The organism is Fictibacillus sp. 18YEL24 (genome assembly GCF_015903855.1).
GTDB lineage: Bacteria > Bacillota > Bacilli > Bacillales > Fictibacillaceae > Fictibacillus > Fictibacillus phosphorivorans_C.
Genome location: NZ_JACZDT010000003.1, coordinates 223,600 through 244,716, shown reverse-complemented (window position 1 = coordinate 244,716; position 21,117 = coordinate 223,600). Strand labels below are relative to the sequence as shown.

The 21,117-nt window shown below is 39.9% G+C and carries 19 protein-coding genes; 6 read left to right on the top strand and 13 right to left on the bottom strand.

Features of this window, described 5'->3' with window-relative positions; translation table 11 throughout:
• Positions 1–3: 3 nt before the first annotated feature.
• The 5 genes from HU823_RS11580 to HU823_RS11560 form a co-directional block, all read right to left on the bottom strand.
• Positions 4–1,350, bottom strand: a complete 1,347-nt coding sequence (locus tag HU823_RS11580; protein WP_197222131.1) for an aspartate aminotransferase family protein — start codon at positions 1,348–1,350, stop codon at positions 4–6.
• A 316-nt stretch (positions 1,351–1,666) separates the two neighbouring features.
• Positions 1,667–2,329 carry a type 1 glutamine amidotransferase domain-containing protein gene (locus tag HU823_RS11575; RefSeq protein ID WP_144702413.1) on the bottom strand — a complete coding sequence of 221 codons (663 nt, stop codon included), beginning with the start codon at positions 2,327–2,329 and terminating at the stop codon, positions 1,667–1,669.
• 273 nt (positions 2,330–2,602) lie between these two features.
• Positions 2,603–3,448, bottom strand: a complete 846-nt coding sequence (locus tag HU823_RS11570; RefSeq protein WP_197222130.1) for an aldo/keto reductase — start codon at positions 3,446–3,448, stop codon at positions 2,603–2,605.
• 54 nt (positions 3,449–3,502) lie between these two features.
• Positions 3,503–3,904 carry an HIT family protein gene (locus tag HU823_RS11565; RefSeq protein WP_144702417.1) on the bottom strand — a complete coding sequence of 134 codons (402 nt, stop codon included), beginning with the start codon at positions 3,902–3,904 and terminating at the stop codon, positions 3,503–3,505.
• A 1-nt stretch (position 3,905) separates the two neighbouring features.
• A complete protein-coding gene (locus HU823_RS11560; RefSeq protein WP_144702419.1) occupies positions 3,906–4,412 on the bottom strand; it encodes an NUDIX hydrolase in 507 nt (168 codons plus the stop codon).
• A 205-nt stretch (positions 4,413–4,617) separates the two neighbouring features.
• Between HU823_RS11560 and HU823_RS11555 the strand changes: the two genes are divergently transcribed.
• Positions 4,618–4,854, top strand: a complete 237-nt coding sequence (locus HU823_RS11555; protein ID WP_186320583.1) for a transporter suffix domain-containing protein — start codon at positions 4,618–4,620, stop codon at positions 4,852–4,854.
• Positions 4,855–5,096: 242 nt separating this feature from the next.
• Here HU823_RS11555 and HU823_RS11550 read toward each other — a convergent pair whose 3' ends face one another.
• Positions 5,097–5,669: an MFS transporter gene (locus HU823_RS11550; protein WP_144702423.1), complete on the bottom strand. Its 573-nt coding sequence runs from the start codon at positions 5,667–5,669 to the stop codon at positions 5,097–5,099.
• Positions 5,666–7,090: an FAD-binding oxidoreductase gene (locus HU823_RS11545; protein ID WP_197222129.1), complete on the bottom strand. Its 1,425-nt coding sequence runs from the start codon at positions 7,088–7,090 to the stop codon at positions 5,666–5,668. Before HU823_RS11545 ends, HU823_RS11550 begins: the two co-directional genes overlap by 4 nt.
• A gap of 195 nt (positions 7,091–7,285) precedes the next feature.
• Here HU823_RS11545 and HU823_RS11540 point away from each other — a divergent pair, with 195 nt between their 5' ends.
• Entirely contained in the window at positions 7,286–7,570 is a 285-nt protein-coding gene (locus HU823_RS11540; RefSeq protein ID WP_144702429.1) for a hypothetical protein, read from the top strand.
• 56 nt (positions 7,571–7,626) lie between these two features.
• On the opposite strand, the gene HU823_RS11535 is transcribed toward HU823_RS11540, so the two are convergent.
• Positions 7,627–8,823, bottom strand: coding sequence for a M20 family metallopeptidase (locus tag HU823_RS11535; RefSeq protein WP_197222128.1), 1,197 nt, complete (start codon positions 8,821–8,823; stop codon positions 7,627–7,629).
• Between the two features lie 22 nt (positions 8,824–8,845).
• On the bottom strand, positions 8,846–10,414 hold the full coding sequence (locus tag HU823_RS11530; protein WP_197222127.1) for an AbgT family transporter: 1,569 nt from the start codon (positions 10,412–10,414) through the stop codon (positions 8,846–8,848).
• A gap of 267 nt (positions 10,415–10,681) precedes the next feature.
• On the opposite strand from HU823_RS11530, the gene HU823_RS11525 reads away from it, so the two are divergent.
• On the top strand, positions 10,682–11,308 hold the full coding sequence (locus HU823_RS11525; protein ID WP_197222126.1) for a class I SAM-dependent methyltransferase: 627 nt from the start codon (positions 10,682–10,684) through the stop codon (positions 11,306–11,308).
• A gap of 23 nt (positions 11,309–11,331) precedes the next feature.
• Here HU823_RS11525 and HU823_RS11520 read toward each other — a convergent pair whose 3' ends face one another.
• Complete coding sequence (locus HU823_RS11520; protein WP_197222125.1) at positions 11,332–11,856, bottom strand: GNAT family N-acetyltransferase; 525 nt, start codon at positions 11,854–11,856, stop codon at positions 11,332–11,334.
• Between the two features lie 118 nt (positions 11,857–11,974).
• Here HU823_RS11520 and HU823_RS11515 point away from each other — a divergent pair, with 118 nt between their 5' ends.
• Positions 11,975–12,670, top strand: a complete 696-nt coding sequence (locus tag HU823_RS11515) for a class I SAM-dependent methyltransferase (RefSeq protein ID WP_197222361.1) — start codon at positions 11,975–11,977, stop codon at positions 12,668–12,670.
• A gap of 165 nt (positions 12,671–12,835) precedes the next feature.
• On the opposite strand, the gene HU823_RS11510 is transcribed toward HU823_RS11515, so the two are convergent.
• The 3 genes from HU823_RS11510 to HU823_RS11500 form a co-directional block, all read right to left on the bottom strand.
• Positions 12,836–15,124, bottom strand: a complete 2,289-nt coding sequence (locus HU823_RS11510) for an ATP-dependent DNA helicase (protein WP_370630066.1) — start codon at positions 15,122–15,124, stop codon at positions 12,836–12,838.
• Positions 15,125–15,224: 100 nt separating this feature from the next.
• Complete coding sequence (gene mscL / locus HU823_RS11505) at positions 15,225–15,686, bottom strand: large conductance mechanosensitive channel protein MscL (RefSeq protein ID WP_144702446.1); 462 nt, start codon at positions 15,684–15,686, stop codon at positions 15,225–15,227.
• 73 nt (positions 15,687–15,759) lie between these two features.
• On the bottom strand, positions 15,760–16,305 hold the full coding sequence (locus HU823_RS11500; RefSeq protein ID WP_197222123.1) for a 2'-5' RNA ligase family protein: 546 nt from the start codon (positions 16,303–16,305) through the stop codon (positions 15,760–15,762).
• A 204-nt stretch (positions 16,306–16,509) separates the two neighbouring features.
• Here HU823_RS11500 and HU823_RS11495 point away from each other — a divergent pair, with 204 nt between their 5' ends.
• A complete protein-coding gene (locus tag HU823_RS11495; protein WP_082861289.1) occupies positions 16,510–16,626 on the top strand; it encodes a YjcZ family sporulation protein in 117 nt (38 codons plus the stop codon).
• A gap of 326 nt (positions 16,627–16,952) precedes the next feature.
• Positions 16,953–21,059: a phosphodiester glycosidase family protein gene (locus tag HU823_RS11490; RefSeq protein ID WP_197222122.1), complete on the top strand. Its 4,107-nt coding sequence runs from the start codon at positions 16,953–16,955 to the stop codon at positions 21,057–21,059.
• Positions 21,060–21,117: the final 58 nt, after the last annotated feature.

The following is a 21,117-nucleotide window of genomic DNA, read 5'->3' as shown; positions in this document are numbered from 1 at the left end:
CCTCTATTTTATTGCGGCTCTAACCGCATCTGTGAATATTGCGATTACTTCGTCCAGTTGTTCCTCTGTGATGATAAGTGGTGGCAAGAACCTTACAACACTTCCATGCCTTCCACCTACTTCTAGGATTAAGCCCCTATTAAAGCATTCACGTTGAATGCGGCTAGCGAGTTCAGGATTTGCAGCATAGGTTCCTTTTAATCCTGTTGGAATTCGCGGATTCACAATTTCTGCACCTACCATCAATCCTCGTCCTCGCACATCACCGATCTCAGGAATCTCATTTTGCAGGATAGAAAGTTCAAGCATTAGCTTCTCACCAAGTTCAGCAGCATGCTGTGATAAGTTGTTTTGTTTAATATGACGCAGTGTCGCTGTTCCAGCAGCCATCGCCATCTGGTTTCCTCTGAACGTTCCGATATGAGCACCGGGTCCCCATTTATCCAGTTCACGATCATAGATCACAACAGATAATGGCAAGCTTCCTCCGATCGCTTTGGACAGAACGACTACATCCGGCACGATTCCAGCATGTTGAAATGCAAATAGTTCGCCTGTACGTCCGATTCCGGTTTGTACTTCGTCAATGATTAAAGGAATGTTGCGCTCTTTCGTTATGCGGCGGATTTCGCGCAGCCACTCTACTGGTGCCGGGATAGATCCTCCTTCTCCTTGAACGACTTCTAAGATCATGGCAGCTGGAGGAAGAATCCCGCTCTCTGGATCGTATAAAAGATTCTCGATATAGTTAGCACTGATTTTCCACGTGTCTTCTCCACCGATCCCGAACGGACAGCGGTATTCGTACGGATATGGCATAAAGTGTACATCTGGCATCAAGCCTTGTACGTTCTGTTTCGGTCCTAAGTTACCAGAGAGCGCCATCGTTCCATGTGTAGCTCCGTGATAGCCTCCTTGGAAAGAAAGAACGCTTCTTCTTCCTGTTGCCGTTTTTACTAGCTTGATCGCTGCTTCGATCGCATCTCCACCAGTAGGTCCGCAAAATTGAATCTTTGCGCGTTTGGCAAACTCTTCTGGTAGACTATCAAACACTTCACTTACAAACTCCTCTTTTACTGGCGTAGTTAAGTCCAGTGTATGTAAAGGGCGCTTGTCATGAAGCACCTTCTCAATTGCTTCTATGACTACCGGATGATTATGGCCAAGCGCAAGTGTTCCTGCTCCTGCCAAACAATCGATGTAAGTTTTCCCATCTGCATCTTTTACATAGATTCCTTCTGCTTCTTCAATGGCAATGGGAATGCGGCGTGGATAAGACCTTGCATTTGATTCTCGTTTTTCTTGTTGTTTTAAGTATTTTTCGTTCATTTCTATTTGTAACATGCTCATGTTTTATTCCTCCTAGTGGATTATCCAACACGTTAGTGAAAATGATTCTCATTATTGATTACATGTATAACCTTAATTGATAATGATTATCATCGTCAATGATAAATTATCCCTAACTTCTTTCCAGTAATTTTTAGCGCTGATACTGACAAGTAGGTCTAAAGACCCTATATCCTACCGTGTTTTTATTCTGTACTAGAGAAGATTCGTTGATAATGGCTATTAATTTTTTTAAGTTTAATGAGACACCTATTGATAACTTCACCTATTCAACAAAAAAAGCGATCAGCCGAGGGCTGATCGCTTCACATATTTTCTATTGTTTATCCAACACATCAATCATACGAAGAGCTACACTTCTACTCGATTGAGGATTCTGTCCTGTAACAAGTGTGCCATCTGTTACGGCGAAATCTTCCCATTTTCCTGCTCGTTGAAACTCTGCTCCTAGTTCACGAAGCTTTGTTTCGAGTAAGAAAGGAACTTCTTTCGTCAGCTGCATCTCTTCTTCCTCTTCATCGGTAAATGCAGTAACTGTTTTTCCTTTTACAATTGGTGTACCGTCTTTAAGCGTTGCCGTCGTAAGTCCAGCAGGGCCATGACAGACACTTCCAATCACTTTGTTAGTTTGTGCCATCTGACTTACTACTTCTTTTAATGCTTCACTCTTCGGAAAATCAAAAACGGTACCATGACCGCCTGGTAGATAGATCGCATCATAACTTGTCGCATCTTCAGGAGTAAGTTCTGCAGTACCTTCCAGCTGTGCCAGTGCTTCTTTATATGTTTCTTTATCTACACCTTCTAAGCTGTTCGGATCTAGCGGAACATCTCCACCTTTAATACTTTTTACTGTAATATCATATCCTTTGTCACGAAACTCGTTGAAAGGAACCGCAAACTCCTCTAACCAGAGCCCTGTCTTGTTATTACCAATGTTTTGATGATTCGTTACGACGATCAATACTCGTTTTGTCATTGTTACACTCCCTTTCATTACAATACGTTTATCATTTTTCCCGAATCTAATGATTTAAAACACAATAAAATCATGAAGGTATCAAAATTAAACGGTGGCTTTGTCGAAAAGCCTATAAACTGATTTTCTGGGCCTATAAACTTTTTCGAAGGACCATAAATTTATCATTAGGGACTATAAATTATTTCGAAGGCTTATAAATGTTTGTTTATGGCCTATCAATACCAATCCACAAAAAAAGCCTTCCTAACAACAGGAAGACTTTCACTCATTTTATTCAAACTGTTTATAAAACTCCGAATCATCAGGGTCTGCCCCGTTACGTTTGTCTTGATTTAGTGCAGAGATACGCGTCATATCCTCATTTGATAATTCAAAGTCAAAGAGTTCAATATTTTCTTCGATCCTATGCTGCGTTACCGATTTAGGTATCGTAACCACACCGTTTTGAAGATCCCAGCGTAAAATAATTTGAGCAACTGATTTATTGTATTTATCAGCAAGCTCTACCAAGGTTGGTTCCTCAAAGATCTCTCCTTTTAAAAGAGGTCTCCATGCTTCTAGTTGGATACCCTGCTCTTTACAGAACGCCAACAATTTTTCCTGGGACAAGCGAGGGTGGTATTCCACTTGGTTCACCATTGGCTTGATCTCTGCTTCTCTCATCAGATCTTCAAGATGATGCTGCTTGAAATTACTTACACCGATCGCTTTAACTCTTCCCTCATTATAAATTTTCTCTAGAGCTTTCCAAGTTTCTTTATACTTTCCTGGAACTGGCCAGTGAATCAGGTATAGATCCACATAATCTAACCCTAGTCTTTCTAGACTGGCATCGAAGGCTGCTAAGGTTTTTTCGTAGCCTTGGTCAGTGTTCCAAACTTTAGTTGTAATAAAAATTTCTTCTCTTGGGACGTTTGATTCAGCGATCGCCTGACCGACACCTGTTTCATTGTCATATAAACTTGCCGTATCAATGCTTCGATAACCTGCATCGAGCGCCCACTTTATGGACTGGATGACTTCATCACCATCTTCAGCTTTGTAGACTCCTAGCCCGACCCATGGCATTTGAACACCATTATGTAGAACTGCACGATCATGAATACTGCTTGGCATAATGAATCCCTCCTTGTTCACATTGTGGCACAATCTTTATGAAAGTTAAAAACATTACACTCTTTGAAGTTTATCTGCTGTTTCTGCTAAACGTTCATGAGCATTATCTAATATCGTAGATTCACTCCATGTGAATCCATCGTTTTCATATCTCGGAATCACATGCATATGAAAATGAGTGAGATCACTAAACTTCCCCCCATTTTGGTTGATCGTAATTCCATCAGGATTAAAACTGTTCTCTAGCTTCTTCGATATGTATTTAGCTGCTTCCATTACAGCGTTCATCTCTTCATTCGTTAGCTCAGTCAATTCCTTCACATGTCTTTTGGGAACGATTAACGTGTGTCCTTCGTTAAAAGGATCAATATCTAGAAAACATGTAACCCACTCATCTTCATAAACCGTATGTATGGGTAAAACTTTATTCGCTAGTTCACATCCTAAACAACTCATCCTAGATCCATCCTTTCAGCCTGGCCAATAATAATCCATGTGCAAGTTCACTATCTTTCCAAAGCCCTTGCTCAATGTTACGAAACGCTCGATCTACAGGAATGTGAAAGGCTTGAATGGTCGCTTCTTTTTTCTCTAGCATTTGAGATCTGTATTCTACAATATCGTTTGTAAAATAAACATGGGTAACGGTATTACTCAAACACGCGCTAGGCTGGATACTACCTAAGAAAACCGTTTCTCCACACACGATGCCCGTTTCTTCAAGCAGTTCCCTTTTTGCCGCCTCCATCGCATCTTCATTTTCGTTCATTCCACCACCTGGTAGTTGAATGATAACTTGATCTACCGCAGCTCGATATTGGCTGATCAATATGAGAGAATCATTCTCTAGAGCAACCATTACGGCGGCTTCATAAGGAATCTCTTTTAGCGTAATACTTCCAAATTCATCCTCAAACACTTCAATCTCTTTATCTCTGCTCTGATATACAAGTTCTTTTTTCAAGATTACCCCACCCTTTTACACCAGTTTCCCCTTAACATTATCCAAACTTGGAAACATTTTCAACTATGAGATCACTGGTAATCACATCCAGTTAATATTTAAATAAATAGTGGAAATAATTTCTAGTGAGTTGGTAGAAAATTGATATGGGAACTTTATCTCGATTCTTTCGTATTATGTCTAACTAGCTACGGAGGAGATTGCATTGAAAAAGAAAATCGGAATAACTTTTATTATACTTTCGTTCGTTCTGTGGATTCTAATACCGGTCATACCTTTCTTATCATTTAGTGCAGCCGTTAAAACAGCCATCGTGAGTGGATTATTTATCGGTGGAGAAGTTTTCTTCTGGCTCGGTGCGCTATTAGCAGGAAAAGATATAGTAAAAAACTTCATTCAAAAGTATTGGAGAAGAGGCAAAAAAGACGAGGATCCCTCTTAAAAGATTTGACGATCAATGAGGTTCTAATGAAAATAGCAGAATCATTAAAGTAGTTGAAGAAATGGAAGAACTGCTTCTAGGCTTTATTTACACATTCTTGATAGTAATTACGTTTGAAACATTGTTTACTAGAATACTAAATAAAGGTGTGAAGCATTCTGCCAAAAGAATTGTTGTTCTTGCACTCCAGTGCTTGGTCATCACTTGGATTCTTTATCAAATGTACACATAAAGCCCGTCAGCTATAGCTGTACAGGCTTTTTTCGTTGAACCCTAAATGGAACGGCTGCTGACTTTAAAATGAGAAAGCTAGAGATCAAGTATAGAATTGATGCGATATAGAATAAACTTCCGATCGTCAAAAAATCGATCAGATACCCTGTTAACATGACCGCAATCGCTCCCCATACACTTGTCCAAAGGTGATAGCTTCCGATCTTTTTCCCTGCTTGCACGCCATTCGACTGCCGAGCCAAGACGGTTTTTTCCGAAGTTTTTTGTACCGCACCTAAAATCCCCATTACAATTTGGACGAGATAAAGAGCAGTAACCGTTTCAATGATCGGTATAATCAGCATGATTCCAGCCATACCCCATGTATGCACCAGAATGAAGGTGCGGTCACCTAGTCGATCAGAGAGCCTGCCAATGATAGGATGAACAAGCGCGCCGGTCAATGCAAACAATCCGTAAGCTAATCCGAACTGCGAGTAGCTGTCACCGATGTTACGAATAAGAAGCAGGTAGAAGGGAAAGACCATCGAGCTTGCTGTCATTAAAAGGCTTTGTGCTGTTACAAATGTACGATAATTCATTGTGCATACACCTCATAGAAAAGATTTTTGAACCGCTCATCGGGATCAAGTCCCCGCTTTTTCTGAAAGAACTCATCGATACGGGGATATGCTTGTTTTAGTTGTTTCTTTGTCGGATATGAATAATAAGGTAAGTAATAGCTTCCATCGTGATCTAGCGTTACGTCAATCATCTTCTGAATGATCTTCTCGGTTCTTCTTATCTCTTTTTGAGAACGGCCTTGATTGATCAATAGTACAAGAGCAAACATATCATCCTTCGCATAAGACAACACGGCATCCTCATCATGCTCGACGTACCGAATCGTAATATTTAACAGGTTCAGATCCTCTTTTTCTAACACCTTTCTAAGATCGTCAATATAAGAAGCAAACTCATCAACAGGTACAAAATATTCTTGCAGCACTTCTGTTCGATTGGCGTTTTCATATTCCATGAACGTACTATCTGATCTCATTACATTATTTCTTGATTGATAGCTGCCATTGCTATTTTGAAAGTGTTTCTTTTGCGTCTCCCAAAATACATCTTTCCCCCAATCACTATAACGAGACATGCCTAACATAAACTTTGGAAGTGCGACTTTTTCTTCTTCATTTAACGTTGAGAATCTACTTAACTTCTTTTGATTATCTGCTAATACATAGTCCGTCACATACATTTCTTTTAAAAAGGTCTTAGGTGCTACAGATAAGCGAGCAAGGTGCATCTTAACTTGCTCATCGTTCTGAACGTTACTCTTAAAATGCTCCTCGTATGCTTTGTAATCCATTGTTGATATACGTTGTTCATACAGTTCATCCTCAGCCAATTGCAATGTGACATCGAGTATGACTCCAAAAAGACCGTAACCACCTATTACATATGAAAAATATTCACTGTTCTCATCACGACTCACAGAAATGATCTCTCCATCTGGTTTTAACAAGCGAAAAGAATCCACAGTATCGATCAGTGAACCATATCTGATATCCCGCCCGTGAACGTTGACACTAAGGGCGCCACCAACAGTAAATATATTTTGTGACTGCATAACTTGAATGGATAGACCGTACGGATTAATCTTCTTCTGAATATCAGCCCATGTCACACCACTTTGAACCGTTATCGTTTTTTCTTTTGGGTTGAAATTCAGGATTTCGTTATAACTTTTCATATCAAGCAGCGTTCCGTTTGGATAGACCGTATGCCCACCCTGACTATGTTGCAATCCAGCGATGGAGATCGTCTTTTCTTTTCTCACCCAATTCTGCAGCTCCTCAGTAGATTGCGTGCTCTTAACTTCTTTCATCCTTGTAGGTAGAAGCTTTCCCACATCTTCGATGACAACTGTTTTCTGTTGAAGTGAATGGATAGAGGTACTCGTATAAAAAGCGATCCCATATAATGAGATTCCAATTAATAAATATTTCCCTTTCATTACATCACCCCTTTTCAAAAGTGTAATTTTACACATTTATTATAAAATGAAACACTCAGGAATGACAATATGTTTTTAGAGCAGTCTTTTAAATTTTTTTAAGAAAATAATTTAGACGCCTCTCTATCATAAAAATGGTGATTCGTACAAGCACTCTTTGAAGCATTTCATATAGTAATAGTGGGGGTGATACGATTGGGTAAAAAAAGAAAAGAACTATTAGAAGCATTTAATTCTCTAGGTGCGAACGGCACAGAGACTGAAGCTGAAGTGACTGCTGAAAACGGTACTGAGGCTGGTACTGTTGAAGCTTTACGCTCTCTTTTGGGTGATGGTCTAAAACGCAAGAAGTCTAAGAAAGCTCCTGCTGTAAAGTCTAAAAAGTCTTCTAAGAAATCCAAGAAGTCTAACGGGAATGATTCCGGCGGAAATGCTGGTGAAATTCCTGGTGGAACTGCTCCTGACAGCTGTTGGGAATAACCTTTAGAATATAAAAAAGCTCCCTTGTGTAAGGGAGCTTTTTTATGAACGTATTTTCAACTCAAAACTTTTGTGGAAACATTTTGTTTTAGATAAGTAATTGTTGCAGCTCCCAAAAGACTGGCCGCAATTAATAAAGCATCTTCATTAATCTTGAACTTCGGATGGTGATGCGGAAATACTTCTTCCCATGAATCATCAAGAGCTCCTGTAAAAAAGAACGTGCCTGGCACTCTCTCTAAGTAGTAGGAGTAATCTTCTCCACCCATTTGCGGCTCGATTTCTTCAAGTTCTAGAACACCTGGCACTTTTCTTGCAACATCAACAACAAACTCTGTGTCATCTTTATGGTTTACAACTGCCGGATATCCACGTTTGAATACATATTCATAGGAAGCATCTGATGCAAGACATGTACCTTTTGCAATGCGGTCGATCTCTTTCTCGATGGCAACACGAACTTCTTCCTTAAATGTGCGAACCGTTCCTGTTAGCTTTGCTGTATCTGCGATAACGTTGAACGCATTCTTCGCTTCAAACGCACCAACAGATACGACAGCTGCATCAAGTGGATTAACTCTGCGGCTCACGATTTGCTGAAGATTTGAAATAAGCTGGGCTCCAATAACAATGCTGTCTTTTGTTTTATGAGGCTGTGCTCCGTGTCCACCTTTTCCTTGAACTTTTATCGTGAACGAATCGGCTGCAGCCATAACAGGACCTGTTCGATAACCGATTGTCCCAGTTGGCATCGTTGCCCAAAGGTGTGTTCCGTAGATAACGTCCACTCCATCAAGGCACCCATCTTCGATCATTGCAATAGCTCCACCAGGGGCAAGTTCTTCGGCATGCTGATGGATAAATACGATCGTCCCCTCCACTTCTTCCTTCAGCTCTGTTAGAACTTTTGCGAGTACGAGTAGCGATGCTGTGTGACCGTCATGCCCGCACGCATGCATAACACCAGGTACTTTCGATTTGTATGGAGAATCATTTTCTTCCTGAATCGGAAGTGCATCAAAATCTGCTCGAAGTGCCACTGTTTTACCAGGCTTTCCACCTTTCAACTTCGCAACAACACCTCGACCACCTACCCCAGTTCGCACCTCTAAACCTAATGCCTCATGATACGATGCAATAAAGGCTGGTGTTTCAACTTCTTCAAATGACAGTTCTGGATTTTGGTGAAGATGTCTGCGTATCTCCACCATTTCATCTTGATAGTTTGCCAGACGGCTAAATAATTGTTCCATTCCTGTTCACTCCTCTTATAATCTACATTTTTATATATTCGCCAGGTCCTAGCGGAAGTCCTAGCACGTACCATACAGTAAATAATAGACACCAAAAAATCGTATAAGCGATCGTGTAAGGCAGTAAGGAGGATATTAAAGTCCCCATCCCCATACTCTTATCAAACTTTTTCGCAAAAGTTAGCAGAATAGCGAAGTAGGCTAGCATCGGAGTGATCGTATTCGTGATCGAATCCCCGATCCTATAGGCCATTTGTGTAAAAGCTGGACTATAATCTAAAGCCATAAACATCGGAACAAATACCGGTCCTAAAATAGCCCATTTTGCTGATGAACTAGCGATGAGTAAGTTTACTAGCGCTGTAAAAAGAATGAATGCGATCAATAGTGGAAGTCCTGTAAATCCTGATTCTTTTAAGAAATCAGCACCTGTTATCGCGATGATCGAACCTAAGTTACTCCAACTAAAATAAGCGATCATCTGGGCTGCAATAAAAGCAAGCACAATATAGTACCCCATACCGCTCATCGCTTTTGTTAAGTGTTCAGCTACGTCTTTATCGTTTTTTAAGACCTTAGATCCAAATCCATAAGCCATTGCTGGAATGAAAAAGAAAAGAAGCATGATCGGAACCAAGGAATCCATAAATGGAGAATCGATAAGCTCACCTGTTTTAGCATGTCGAAGCATAGCGCCTTTTGGCACGGTCACAAGTAGAATGATAGTTGTGTAGAAGAATAGTGAGATCGTTGCCCACTTTAAGCCTCTTCTCTCTTCTGAAGTTAGAGCTTGTTTCTTCACTTCAAGATCATCAGGAACTTGGTATTCTCCGAGACGTGGTTCTACAATCTTCGTTGTTACCCAAACGGCTACTGGTAACAGTACAAAGGTTGAGGCAAGCATGAAGTAGTAATTCATCGCAGGGTTTGCTGTATACGTTTTATCTTGGAGGTGAGCGGCAGATTCTGTGAATCCAGCAAGCATCACATCAAGCATACTGATAATAATATTTGCACTAAATCCGCCAGCAACTGCTGCATAAGCTGCTGCAAGCCCAGCGATCGGATGACGACCAAGCGTAAGAAATACCATGGCTGCAACAGGAGGAAGTACGATTAAAGCAGCATCAGCGGCTGCGTTTCCTACGATTCCAATGAAGATGATGATCGGTAAGATGAGTGCTTTCGGTGAGGCGAGTACGACTCTGCGCATAAATGCTGAGATCAATCCTGTTGATTCAGCTAGACCGACTCCAAGCATAACAACGAGCACGAGGCCGAGCGGCGGGAAGTTCACAAAGTTACTGACAAGTTCACTCAGCATTCGTATGATTCCTTCTTCGTTCAGAAGATTGACTGCTGTGATTTTTTCATTATTGGCCGGATTCACAGCACTCCATCCTGCTACTCCTGCTATGAATGAACCTATCAAGATTACGGCCGTAATGATGACAAACAAAGTAAGAACATCCGGTAGTTTGTTTCCGTTCTTCTCTACCCAGTCCAACACTTTATGAAATAAATTCTTTTTGCTGTTACCTGGATCTGGTGAATTTGCTGAAGGTACTGCTTTCAAGGCTGAACGTGACATGGATATCCTCCCTCTGTTATTAATTTTCAGAAAAATTTTAAATTTCTTCACATTCTACCGCCTCTATCATTCGGTTTCAAGGGGTCATTTAGAACACTACTTTTTTACTAGCTAATAGAGTGTACGTGCTCTTAGAGTGATGTAAGGGCTTACTTTTACAGAATATTCATGCATTTCTAAATTTACCTCTTGCCTGTCTTTCGCTATAATAAATACATTATTTGCTTAGAGAACCCATTTTCAGATAAAGATAAGGGAGAGAACACCATGGATCTTTTATTAAAAGAAAGTCTGAAAGCAAGCTACAACGAGCAAGCTGATTCACGAAATAGAGTAGAGATTGAGAGCTGGAAGGTTAAGGAGCTAGATTTATTTATTGCTGCTCTTAAAAATGATGGCTATCAATCACTTCTAGATATAGGAGCAGGCTCTGGTCAGCATGGTAAGTATTTATCAGACCACAAGCTCGATGTAACGTGTATAGACCTCTCTCCTAACATGGTAGAAACATGTCGAACAAAAGGATTAAAAGCTGAAATCATGGATTATTATACGTTGGATTTTCAGGCTGCATCTTTTGATGCAGTTTGGGCAATGAACACACTGCTTCATGTTCCGAAGGTAAGTCTGCCTGCTGTTCTCAAAAACATACATACCGTCCTTGCACAAGATGGATTGTTTTACATGGGTGTTTATGGTGGGAAAGATTCAGAGGGCGTGTGGCAAGAAGATTCGTATATACCGAAGCGATTCTTCTCGTTTTATACAGATGAGAATCTATTAGAAGTTGTGTCTCCACTTTTTGACGTGATAAACTTTCACACTGTTCCAGAAGCTGGGGGAAGTATGGATTTCCAATCACTAATGATGCGAAAGAAAGCGATAGTAGATTAAAAAAAGCTCCTCATGTGAGGGGCTTATTCTATGTGTCGCATATATCGGATGGATACATGAGTCTTACTTGATTCACTGATCTTTTCAGATTGTTTAATAAACCCTTTTGCTTCGTAAAAAGGAATGGCCTTCTCGTTACCTTTTTGTGCGGATAGCCATTGCTCTTTAATACCTATATTCTTCTGATAGTCTGTGTAATAGTTCAACAGTTTTGACCCAATCCCTCTGTTTCTCTTGTTCGGATCCATGTAGAACACAAAGATCTCACCAATCTCTTCACCTATCGTTCCCCCGCCGATTGCACCTGCTACTTCTCCATCTTCTTTTGCTACAAAATATCCGTGCCAATTCTCGCTGAACTCGGTCACTTCGTTTTCAATTCTTTTCTCGTTATAATACTCTTCAATAACACTGTTTACATACGATTCATCTTCTAAATAACCATATGTAGCACGCCATCCTTCTGAACATACTCTCGCTATTCCTTTCACTTCATCCGGTCCAGCTTTCATGAGAGTTATGTCTTCTGTCGTTCTTGATTTTTTCATCTTTTCACCTCTCTTTTTTTCCTTTCACCACCCCATTATAACCTATTTTTTGGTAAAATAGAGGTATGCTTCTCAGTCAGTCTGGGGCTCGTTTTAAATGAGAAAGGCGGATGATTATTTGACAAATTTGATCACGAAAAATGAAGATGTTTTTAACATGCTAGATTCTCTTTTACGTGATGAGGGTGCGTTCTGGAACTCTTTTTATGAAGACAGAAATAAGAAGGTTCCTTTTTTTGTGGACGCACCCGATGAAAATCTCGTGAAATATATCGAACGTGGTCTACTAAAGCCTGGCCGTGTGTTAGAACTTGGGTGTGGTCCTGGCCGAAACGCGATCTTCTTAGCGCAGCTTGGGTTTGAAGTAGATGCTGTTGACCTCTCTAGCGAAGGACTGGAATGGGCACGTGAACGCGCTAAGGAGAAAGGCGTCGATGTGAAATTTATACAAGGAAGTATCTTTGAGATGGATCTACCTCACATGGAGTATGATCTAATTTATGATTCTGGCTGTTTTCATCATGTACCTCCTCACCGCCGTGTAAGTTATTTAAACGTTCTAAACAACTGTTTAAAAGATGGCGGCCATTTTGCTATTACGTGTTTTGATGCTGTCGGCATGGGGCTCGATATTCCCGATATGGAAGTGTACAAAGATCGCTCGATGCAAGGAGGATTAGGTTATACGTTTGAGAGAATGCGGGAGGTTTTCTCTGACTTTGAAGAGGTTGAGTTAAGGAAGATGGAAGAAATAACACAACCCGCTGATACTTTTGGCTTGCCATTTTTAAATGCAGGTTTGTTTCGAAAATAAAAAACAAACACTTGGAGTCATATCTCCAAGTGTTTTTATATGGCTTATGATGTATGTAAAGATTGCTTGTGATGCGTTTATTGGCCCTAATTTTTACTTTATGAGCCTTCAAATCTATTTTATAAGCCTTCAAAATCATTTACAGGTTTTCGACAAAACACACACTTACATAAACGAGCGATCCAACACCACAAAATCCCGCCACTCTTCTGGCAGCATCTCTACATACTTTCTTGTTAGAAAACGATCATCTACTAAAACAAGCGTGCCTCGATCTTCTTCTGACCGGATAACCCGCCCACCTGCCTGCAGTACTTTATTCATTCCAGGATACACGTACGCGAAGTCGTAACCATTCTTTCCTGCTCGCTGAAAATAATCCTTCATCGTATCGCGCTCTAACCCTACTTGAGGCAAACCAACACCGATGATGACAGCACCTGTAAGCTTATCTCCTTTTAAATCAATTCCTTCCGAGAAGATGCCGCCCATGACAGCTAGCCCGATAAGCGATTTCTCACCTACAGATTCATAATGAGCTAAAAAGGTCTCTCGCTCTTCTTCTTTCATAGCAGGATGCTGAAGAATAAGGGTAAAGGCTTGATCTTCTTCTACCATTCGTTCATATATATCTGTCATATAACGATACGATGGAAAGAAAACAAGGTAGTTGCCCGGTCTGTTTACGACCAAATCTTTGATCATACTAACAATCGGATCTATTGTTTTCTCCCGGTCTCTAAAGCGCGTAGACAGAGGCTGAACAAACACATCCAGCTGTTCTTTTTCATAAGGAGAAGGCATCCGGATGATATAGTCATCTTCCTCACCTCCAAACATTTCTCGAAAATACGACAGCGGTGATAGTGTTGCCGAAAAATAAATACGTGAGCCATATTTCTTTCCGGTTTGAAAAAGAAGCTGAGAAGGATCCATACAAAAAAGGCGAACTTTGACTTCGCTTTTATACGTAGAAATGAACGTAACGAATCGTTCATCGTAAAATTGTGAAATCTTGACCCATTGCAGCGCTTCAAAAAAAGATTCTAATAGTTGCTCGCTGCTATCCCCACTGGCTAATAGCTGCTCTGCCTGTATCAAGAAAGCTTCTAAACTCTCAAGTAGTTTTTCCTGCAATTCAATGACAGCAACATCTTTATCTTCATGTTCTTTTTTTATTAAGAGCAGTTCCTCGTTAACGGCTTTTGCCGTATTCCAAAGCCCATCATGCTTCCCCTTAAAATCACGTGTAAGTTGTAAGAATGAAGATTTCATAATCTCAGCTGAATACATGCCGCGTGCTCTGTCTACAAGATTGTGCGCTTCATCCATAAGAAGAACCGTACGCTTCTTTTGCTCTTCAAATAAACGTTTGAACGAGACCCTCGGATCAAAGACATAATTATAATCACAGATTACACTGTCTGATGCATAAGCAAGATCCACAGAGAACTCGAACGGACAAACTTTGTGCTTTTGTGCGTATTGCGAGATGACTTCACGATCCATCACCGTCTCATTTTTCAAAATATCAAGAACAGCTCCATTGATCCTGTCAAAATATCCATCAGCAAACTCACAGTAAGAAGGTTCACAACGAGTCTCTTCTTTAAAACAAACTTTGTCTTTAGCCGTGATGGTCGTGCTTTGCAGAAACAAGCCCTTCTCTTTCATCAACAAGAGTGCTTCTTCTGCGTTCTTTCGATTCAGTGTTTTGGCTGTTAAATAGAAAATCTTTTCTGCTTTTTCTTCGCCGATCGCTTTGACGGCTGGAAACAGAGTGGAGATGGTTTTTCCTGTCCCAGTCGGTGCGTTTGCAAACAACGTCTTTTTATCCAGGATCGTTTTATAGATAGCACCAGCAAAGTTACGCTGGCCGTTTCGGTATGAAGGAAATGGAAAAGCTAGATCTCGTATACTGATATTCCTTTTTTGCTGATTTTCTAGACGCAGCTCAGCAAATGGTGAATAGGACTTTATAAGTTGAAGCATGAAATCCTCAAGCTCTGTAAATGTAACTTCTTCTTGAAATTGCTTCTGTTCTCCAGAATCAACATGAACATATGTAAGCTGTACCGTAACTCTATCTATATCTTCTTTTTCCATGTATATATAAGCATAGACTTTCGCTTGAGCCCAATGGACAGGATATGTTTCGTCTGTTATCTCACTCAAGTTTCGCGCAGTTGATTTGATCTCATCGATTATAACGGTGTCATTACGCAAAAGAAGACCATCACATCGACCTTCTATCCAATATTCAAGATTTTCGTAGGGGTAGCTCTTTTGGAGAAATACTTCTGCAAAATCACTCTCTTTATACGTTTTTTGTATCGTTTGATGAGCCTTCGTTCCTTCTACTAAGGATGAGGTGGACTTGAAGCCAGAATCGATACTGCCCGAACGGTAGACATATTCAACTAGGGACCGAACAGAGATTTTAACTGCATCCATCATGTTTCACCTACCTTATTTCTCATGATTCTCTATGTAGGAATTGTAGCACAACCGCGTTTCAGAAATAGATATATCATGATACAAAAAGACAGCCCTCTTACTCAGAGGACTGCCTCACTACAGCATCATCATTTAAATCTGCCGTACAGCTTTGACATTTAACAGCTCTCAACGGAATCGTAGATAAACAATATTTGCATTCTTTTGTATCAGGCGCCTTTACTTCTTCTTTCTTTTTAAGACGATTGATCTGCTTCACTACTAAGAATATGACTAACGCAATGATAAAAAAGTTGATCAGTGTGTTAATAAATAATCCATAATTAAGTGTCGCTGCTCCTGCCTTTTGAGCATCTGCTAAGGTGGCATAGTCGCCTTTTCCTAAATTTATGTAAAGATTGCTGAAATCCACTTTACCAAGTAATAATCCAATTGGAGGCATGATCACATCTTCAACGAGTGAAGTGACGATTTTACTGAAAGCAGCTCCGATAATCACACCGATGGCAAGATCGATCACGTTGCCACGCATAATAAATGTTTTAAATTCGTTCCACATGTACCCTAATTCCTTTCTGTATGACTAGTATATGTATAACCATACAGCATCTACTTTCAAACGTCATCCGATATCAATTCACATCATCTTTTTTCAGTTTCACAGTTAGAATATCTTTTACATCTGTACATACATCTGCTTCATACGTCAGTTGGATAAGCGCAACACTGTCGATCGTTGCATGAAAAGGCTCTAAATTCCTTGTGGAATAATCAAACGCCTTCACTAAGTGTTCATGTGTTAGGTCCATTACAAGCGTGCAATGAGGCACCCAGTGAGCCGGAATGTATAGAGATTGTTGGTTTATTACGTCCTTAAAATGTTCATGATAACGCTGATGAAAATCTGTCAGCACGCTGTTTTTAGTCGGCGCTGCATATAATGTTCCGCTGTTTAAGAATATTGCTAGAGATGGAAAAAAAAGAGGCACAGCAGCGATATCTTTAAAATAGTCTTTAAACATTTTCTTGAAAGACTCAATTTCAACCTCTGGATGTGTGCCAAGAGTTACATGAGGCCGCATACCATGACCTTTGATTCCCTCTTTCACAAGTCCATCCCTCAGATCGTCTATCTTCTGTTCTGTATCACTGTTTAAATAAGCAATTACACCGTACATGTTATCAGCTCCAAATATGGTTTTGTTCAATAGTCGATAATCTTAGTTCGTTTAGTGTAATTATACAACAAACCACATTTTGGTAAATGTATTTCTCCTGAAAATAAGGCTTCCGCTCTTGTCCCGAAAAAATGGGCTAATTCCGCCCAAACCTTTAACTTGTACCTCTAATATTCTGTCATTGTAAAGAAGGAGGTGGGTTAAATGGGATATCAGTCTTACGGAAATAGCTTCGCTTTAATCGTAGTTCTATTTATCTTGTTAATCATCGTTGGGTGCTGTTGGTGCGGTGGTTACGGTGGCGGACACGGCTGGTGCTAATCAGTTCATTTCCTGAGTGGAAATAGTTCTGATCCATCAGATGTGATCAATTGCGTTAAAACCTTTTGCTTTAACAACCCCTCGTATGAAAACAGAGAGAGAGAGAACCTAGAGAGAGAAAAATAGAGAGAGAAAAGGCCTGCGCTTATTGGAGTGCAGGTCTTTATATGTATGGTTACAAGAGAACTTTCGCCCTATTGTAACTACTACTTTAGTTTTCTAGTATAACTATAAACACTTATTACAAAATACTAACATTACATTAATAATTTTCCATTAATGTAAAACTTATTAACAACTTTAATTTAACTTTAAAGGAGGAAAAGATGAAAAATTATTTAAAGAAGCTGTTTCCCACCGCTCTCGCCCTCAGTTTGATGAGTAGTACGTTATCACAGGACAGTATTAGTGCTTTAGGTGAATTTGATCTCGATTCTGAGATTATCCAAACACCTATTAATGAATATCGAGCAGATATCGCCCCTGGTGTACAAAAGAAACATTATAGCTTTCTGAATAAGGAGGGAAAGAAGATTGAAAGTTTCGTAGTGGATATAGATGTACATAATCCAAATGTTTCTATTGAGGCGGGAACACCAGATGATAAAGATGGATTTGGTCTACAGCCCGTAAGAACACAAGCTGATGCAGCTAGTGAAGAAAACCACCAAGTAGTTGCAGCCGTTAATGCTGATTTTTATAACATGGCAACGGGTGAGCCTCATGGTGTGGTTTATAAAGACGAGCGCGCTATAAAAGGAACAAGTGGGAGAACATGGAACTTTTTTGGAATAAAGAAAGATGGTAGTGCCGTGATCGGAAATCCTTCAGAGTACGAGTCCATTAAAACAGATCTTCAAGAAGCTCTCGGCGGTAACGCGATCCTCGTCAGAAACAGTCAAATCTATCAAACTCCTCAAACCGGTCAGGATAAAGAGCCTCGAACAGCAGTTGGTATTAAAGAAGACGGTGATGTTTTCTTTGTCGTCATCGACGGTAGACAAGAACCTTATTCAGCAGGGATATCCATGAAAGATTTAGCTCAAATCATGATTGATCATGGTGCCGTTCATGCTCTTAATCTTGATGGAGGTGGTTCTTCTACATTTACCACTCGCAAGCTAGGTGAGGATGTATTAAAAGTAGACAATCAACCGTCAGACAGAAATGAAAGAAGTGTTGCGAACTCGTGGCTCGTCGTTACAAAAGAACCTTCTGATCATGTATTTCATACCGCTCACATTGAACCGTATGACAAGTCCTTCACCTCGGGGTCAACCATAAATTTTCATGCAAAAGGAATGGACAAGTCTAAAGCTTCTGCTCCACTCCCAAGCTCAGGTTTAACGTGGGAAGTATCTGATCCTTCTTATGGGACTATTGATAATAACGGAATATTTGCATCCAATGGAAAAGCCGGTCAGTTTCATATTCTTTTAAAACATAATGGTTCAGAAGTTGGTAAAAGCATCATAGAGATTGAAACACCCGATGAAATGTATTTTGCTTCTCCTGAATTGACAGTGGCTAAGAACAGCCAAGCAGAGATTAACCTAATCACCATGTTTCAAAAAAGAAATGTGAAATGGAGCATGCAAGATATCACATTTGATATCCCAGATGGTATGGGATCAATAGATGCAAATGGAATTCTTCATACAGGAGATCAAAACGTAAAAGGAACAATCACGGCACGGTTAAATGGAACGTCTCTTGAAGCACAGATAAAAGTATCGGTTGGGCAGCTTCCAACAGTACTTCATAATTTTGAGGAGTCATTGGGTAGCTGGAAAACCTCTACCGCAGGTCGTGGAGAAAAAGGATCACTAACACTTTCTGAATTCCCAGACCAAGTCCGTTTTGACAACCAGTCTCTTAAACTTGATTTTGATTTTTCTAATGCGCAAACAGGAACAACGCTCGGTGTTTATGCTGGTCCTGGAGCACATACACCGATCGAAGATAATCCTTCAAGCATAGGTATGTGGGTTTATGGCACACCTGAATCGCAAGGATATTGGCTAAGAATGCTAATTGTGGACGGCAACGGTAAGAATCAAACGATCAATCTAACAGGTGAAGATCCCGGAATTGATTGGACGGGTTGGAAATACATTGAGGCGGAGATTCCATCATCCTTTACAGGTCCTTTCAAATTATCCGGAACACAAACGATTCGTTTGATGTCTACAAAATCTGGAATTACTGGTCCTATGACAAAAGGATCCATCTATGTTGATAACATACGAGCGGTATACGGTGAAAAGGTAGATGACCTCTTCCCTCCTGTTATTCAATCGGTTAGTACTGACGACCAAAGTTTTACAACAGATGAAATAACTATTGCTGCAAAAGTACACGAATATGAAGATGATGTCTTTAAAACAGGTATTGATTGGGAGAAGATCCGTATACTTGTAGATGGTAAGAATTATGCAGATGCAAAAGGACACTTTTCTTATGACATGGACGGATCTGTTTCACTAAGTGGGTATCGTTGGACGGATGGAACACATAAGGTAACGTTGATCGTACCTGACAAGTTCGGAAATCAAGCAGTTCATACGAGCTATTTTTCAGTAAATACTGGATCAGCAAAAGTTGAACTAGAACAGTCACAAGAAGAAGCCTATTTGGGTGATACCTTCAATCTCAATGTGAAGATGACACAAACGGCCGATATTTCTTCTGCTGTTCTTCAAATACAGTTGGATAAAAACTTTCCTGTTAAACATGTAATATTTTCAGAAGCTTTTCAGTCTAGCACTTCAAGTTTTGATACAGCATCTGGAATTTTAACGCTTAACCTAATAAATAGTGGAGAAACATCCGTAACTGCAGATGCTGCAATCATTCAGTTAGATATTCCTACTTCTTCAAAAGAAGGCAGTGAACTTAAATATGAAATGGTAGAAGGAAATCTAACTTTTAGTCAGCCGAAAGCAGAGAACTTTATTTCCACTTATTCGATCAAGCCAGTTAGTATTCCCATTAAATCAGCAATCAGCTTAACAAATGATCCAATCCTTATAGGCAAACCAACAAAGCTTTCTGTAAATGATAAAAAAGATAATGCCGTAGTCGATGCTGAATTGTTTGCTCATATTGAGGGTGAGCAAGATCCTGTCTCCTTAGGTAAAACAGATCGTAAAGGAAAGATAATGGTTGATTCATTTTCAGATGAAGTGAAGAAGATTACGTTATATGCAGTAAAAGATGGAAGATATTCCTTTAAGATCAACACACAAACATACCCTGCGCTTGCGACTGAATCAGAATTCAAAAACATTATATCCACTCCGACGGACAATCCTTATAAAGTGAAAGGCTTCACCTGGATGTCCAGTCCTCTTGCTGGAAAACAAACAGCAATTGTGCAATATGCTAAAAAGAAAGACTTTGAACATAAAGGCAATTCTACATTAAGAACTCAAAAAGCAAGCGGAAGTGATCAAGTATTTTCTGGAGAACTAGATATTACTAAGAATGGTATAGTCCGCGTAAACGAGGTGAAGCTGGAAAAGTTAAAGCAAGATACCACTTATGTTTACCGTGTTGGAGATGGTGAACACTGGTCACAGTTCATGGAGTTTACAACTTTAAAACGAAAACAGAGCTTTGATTTTGCAGTCCTTGGCGATACGCAATCACCCTCTGATCTATCTCATTTTAATAAGATATTAGGAGATCTAAACAAAGAAAATTTATCGTTTATGATTCACGTTGGCGATTTAATCGATGAATCTTCTAAATATTATCAATGGGATGACTCGTTATCTGTTTTGAGCAGTTATGACAAGATTCGTTCTACTGATTTAGTCACTGCTCTTGGAAATCACGAATACATGGGAGATGCTGATGCATCTTTAGCAAAATCCATCTTTAATCTACCAAATAATGGACCTCATGTAGATAAAGGCGGAACATATTCAGTAGATTATAACAACATGCACATTGCCGTTCTTGGGTACACAGCTGATGCTGAGATATTGAACCGACAGCTTAAGTGGTTGAAACAAGATATGAAAGCTTCAGATAAACCTTGGAAAATGCTTGTTACTCACAAACCTCCTTATTACACGAACCCGTTTGGAGGAAACGAGATCATGAAAGAAAAGATACCTCCTGTAGCAGACCAACTTGGTATCGACCTTGTTTTCTCTGGTCACGACCATAGTTATGGCCGAACAAAGAAACTAAAAGCGGGAAATGAAGATGCAAATGGAACCGTTTATGTTGTAGCTGGAACAACAGGCAACAAACATTATGACGCTGTAGCAGATGAAAAATTTGAGTTTGTAAATATGGACAACATCGCTGTATCCATGCGCGCAAAAGTAAACAGGGACAAAATCACATTTAAGACTATTTCTTCAGACGGTGACTTGATTGATGAATTTACGATAAAAAACGAGGATTATCATGAAGAGTAATAGGAGTGAATAAAAAAAGCTGGTTGAAAGCAGTCTTTCGTTGACCTTTCATCCAGCT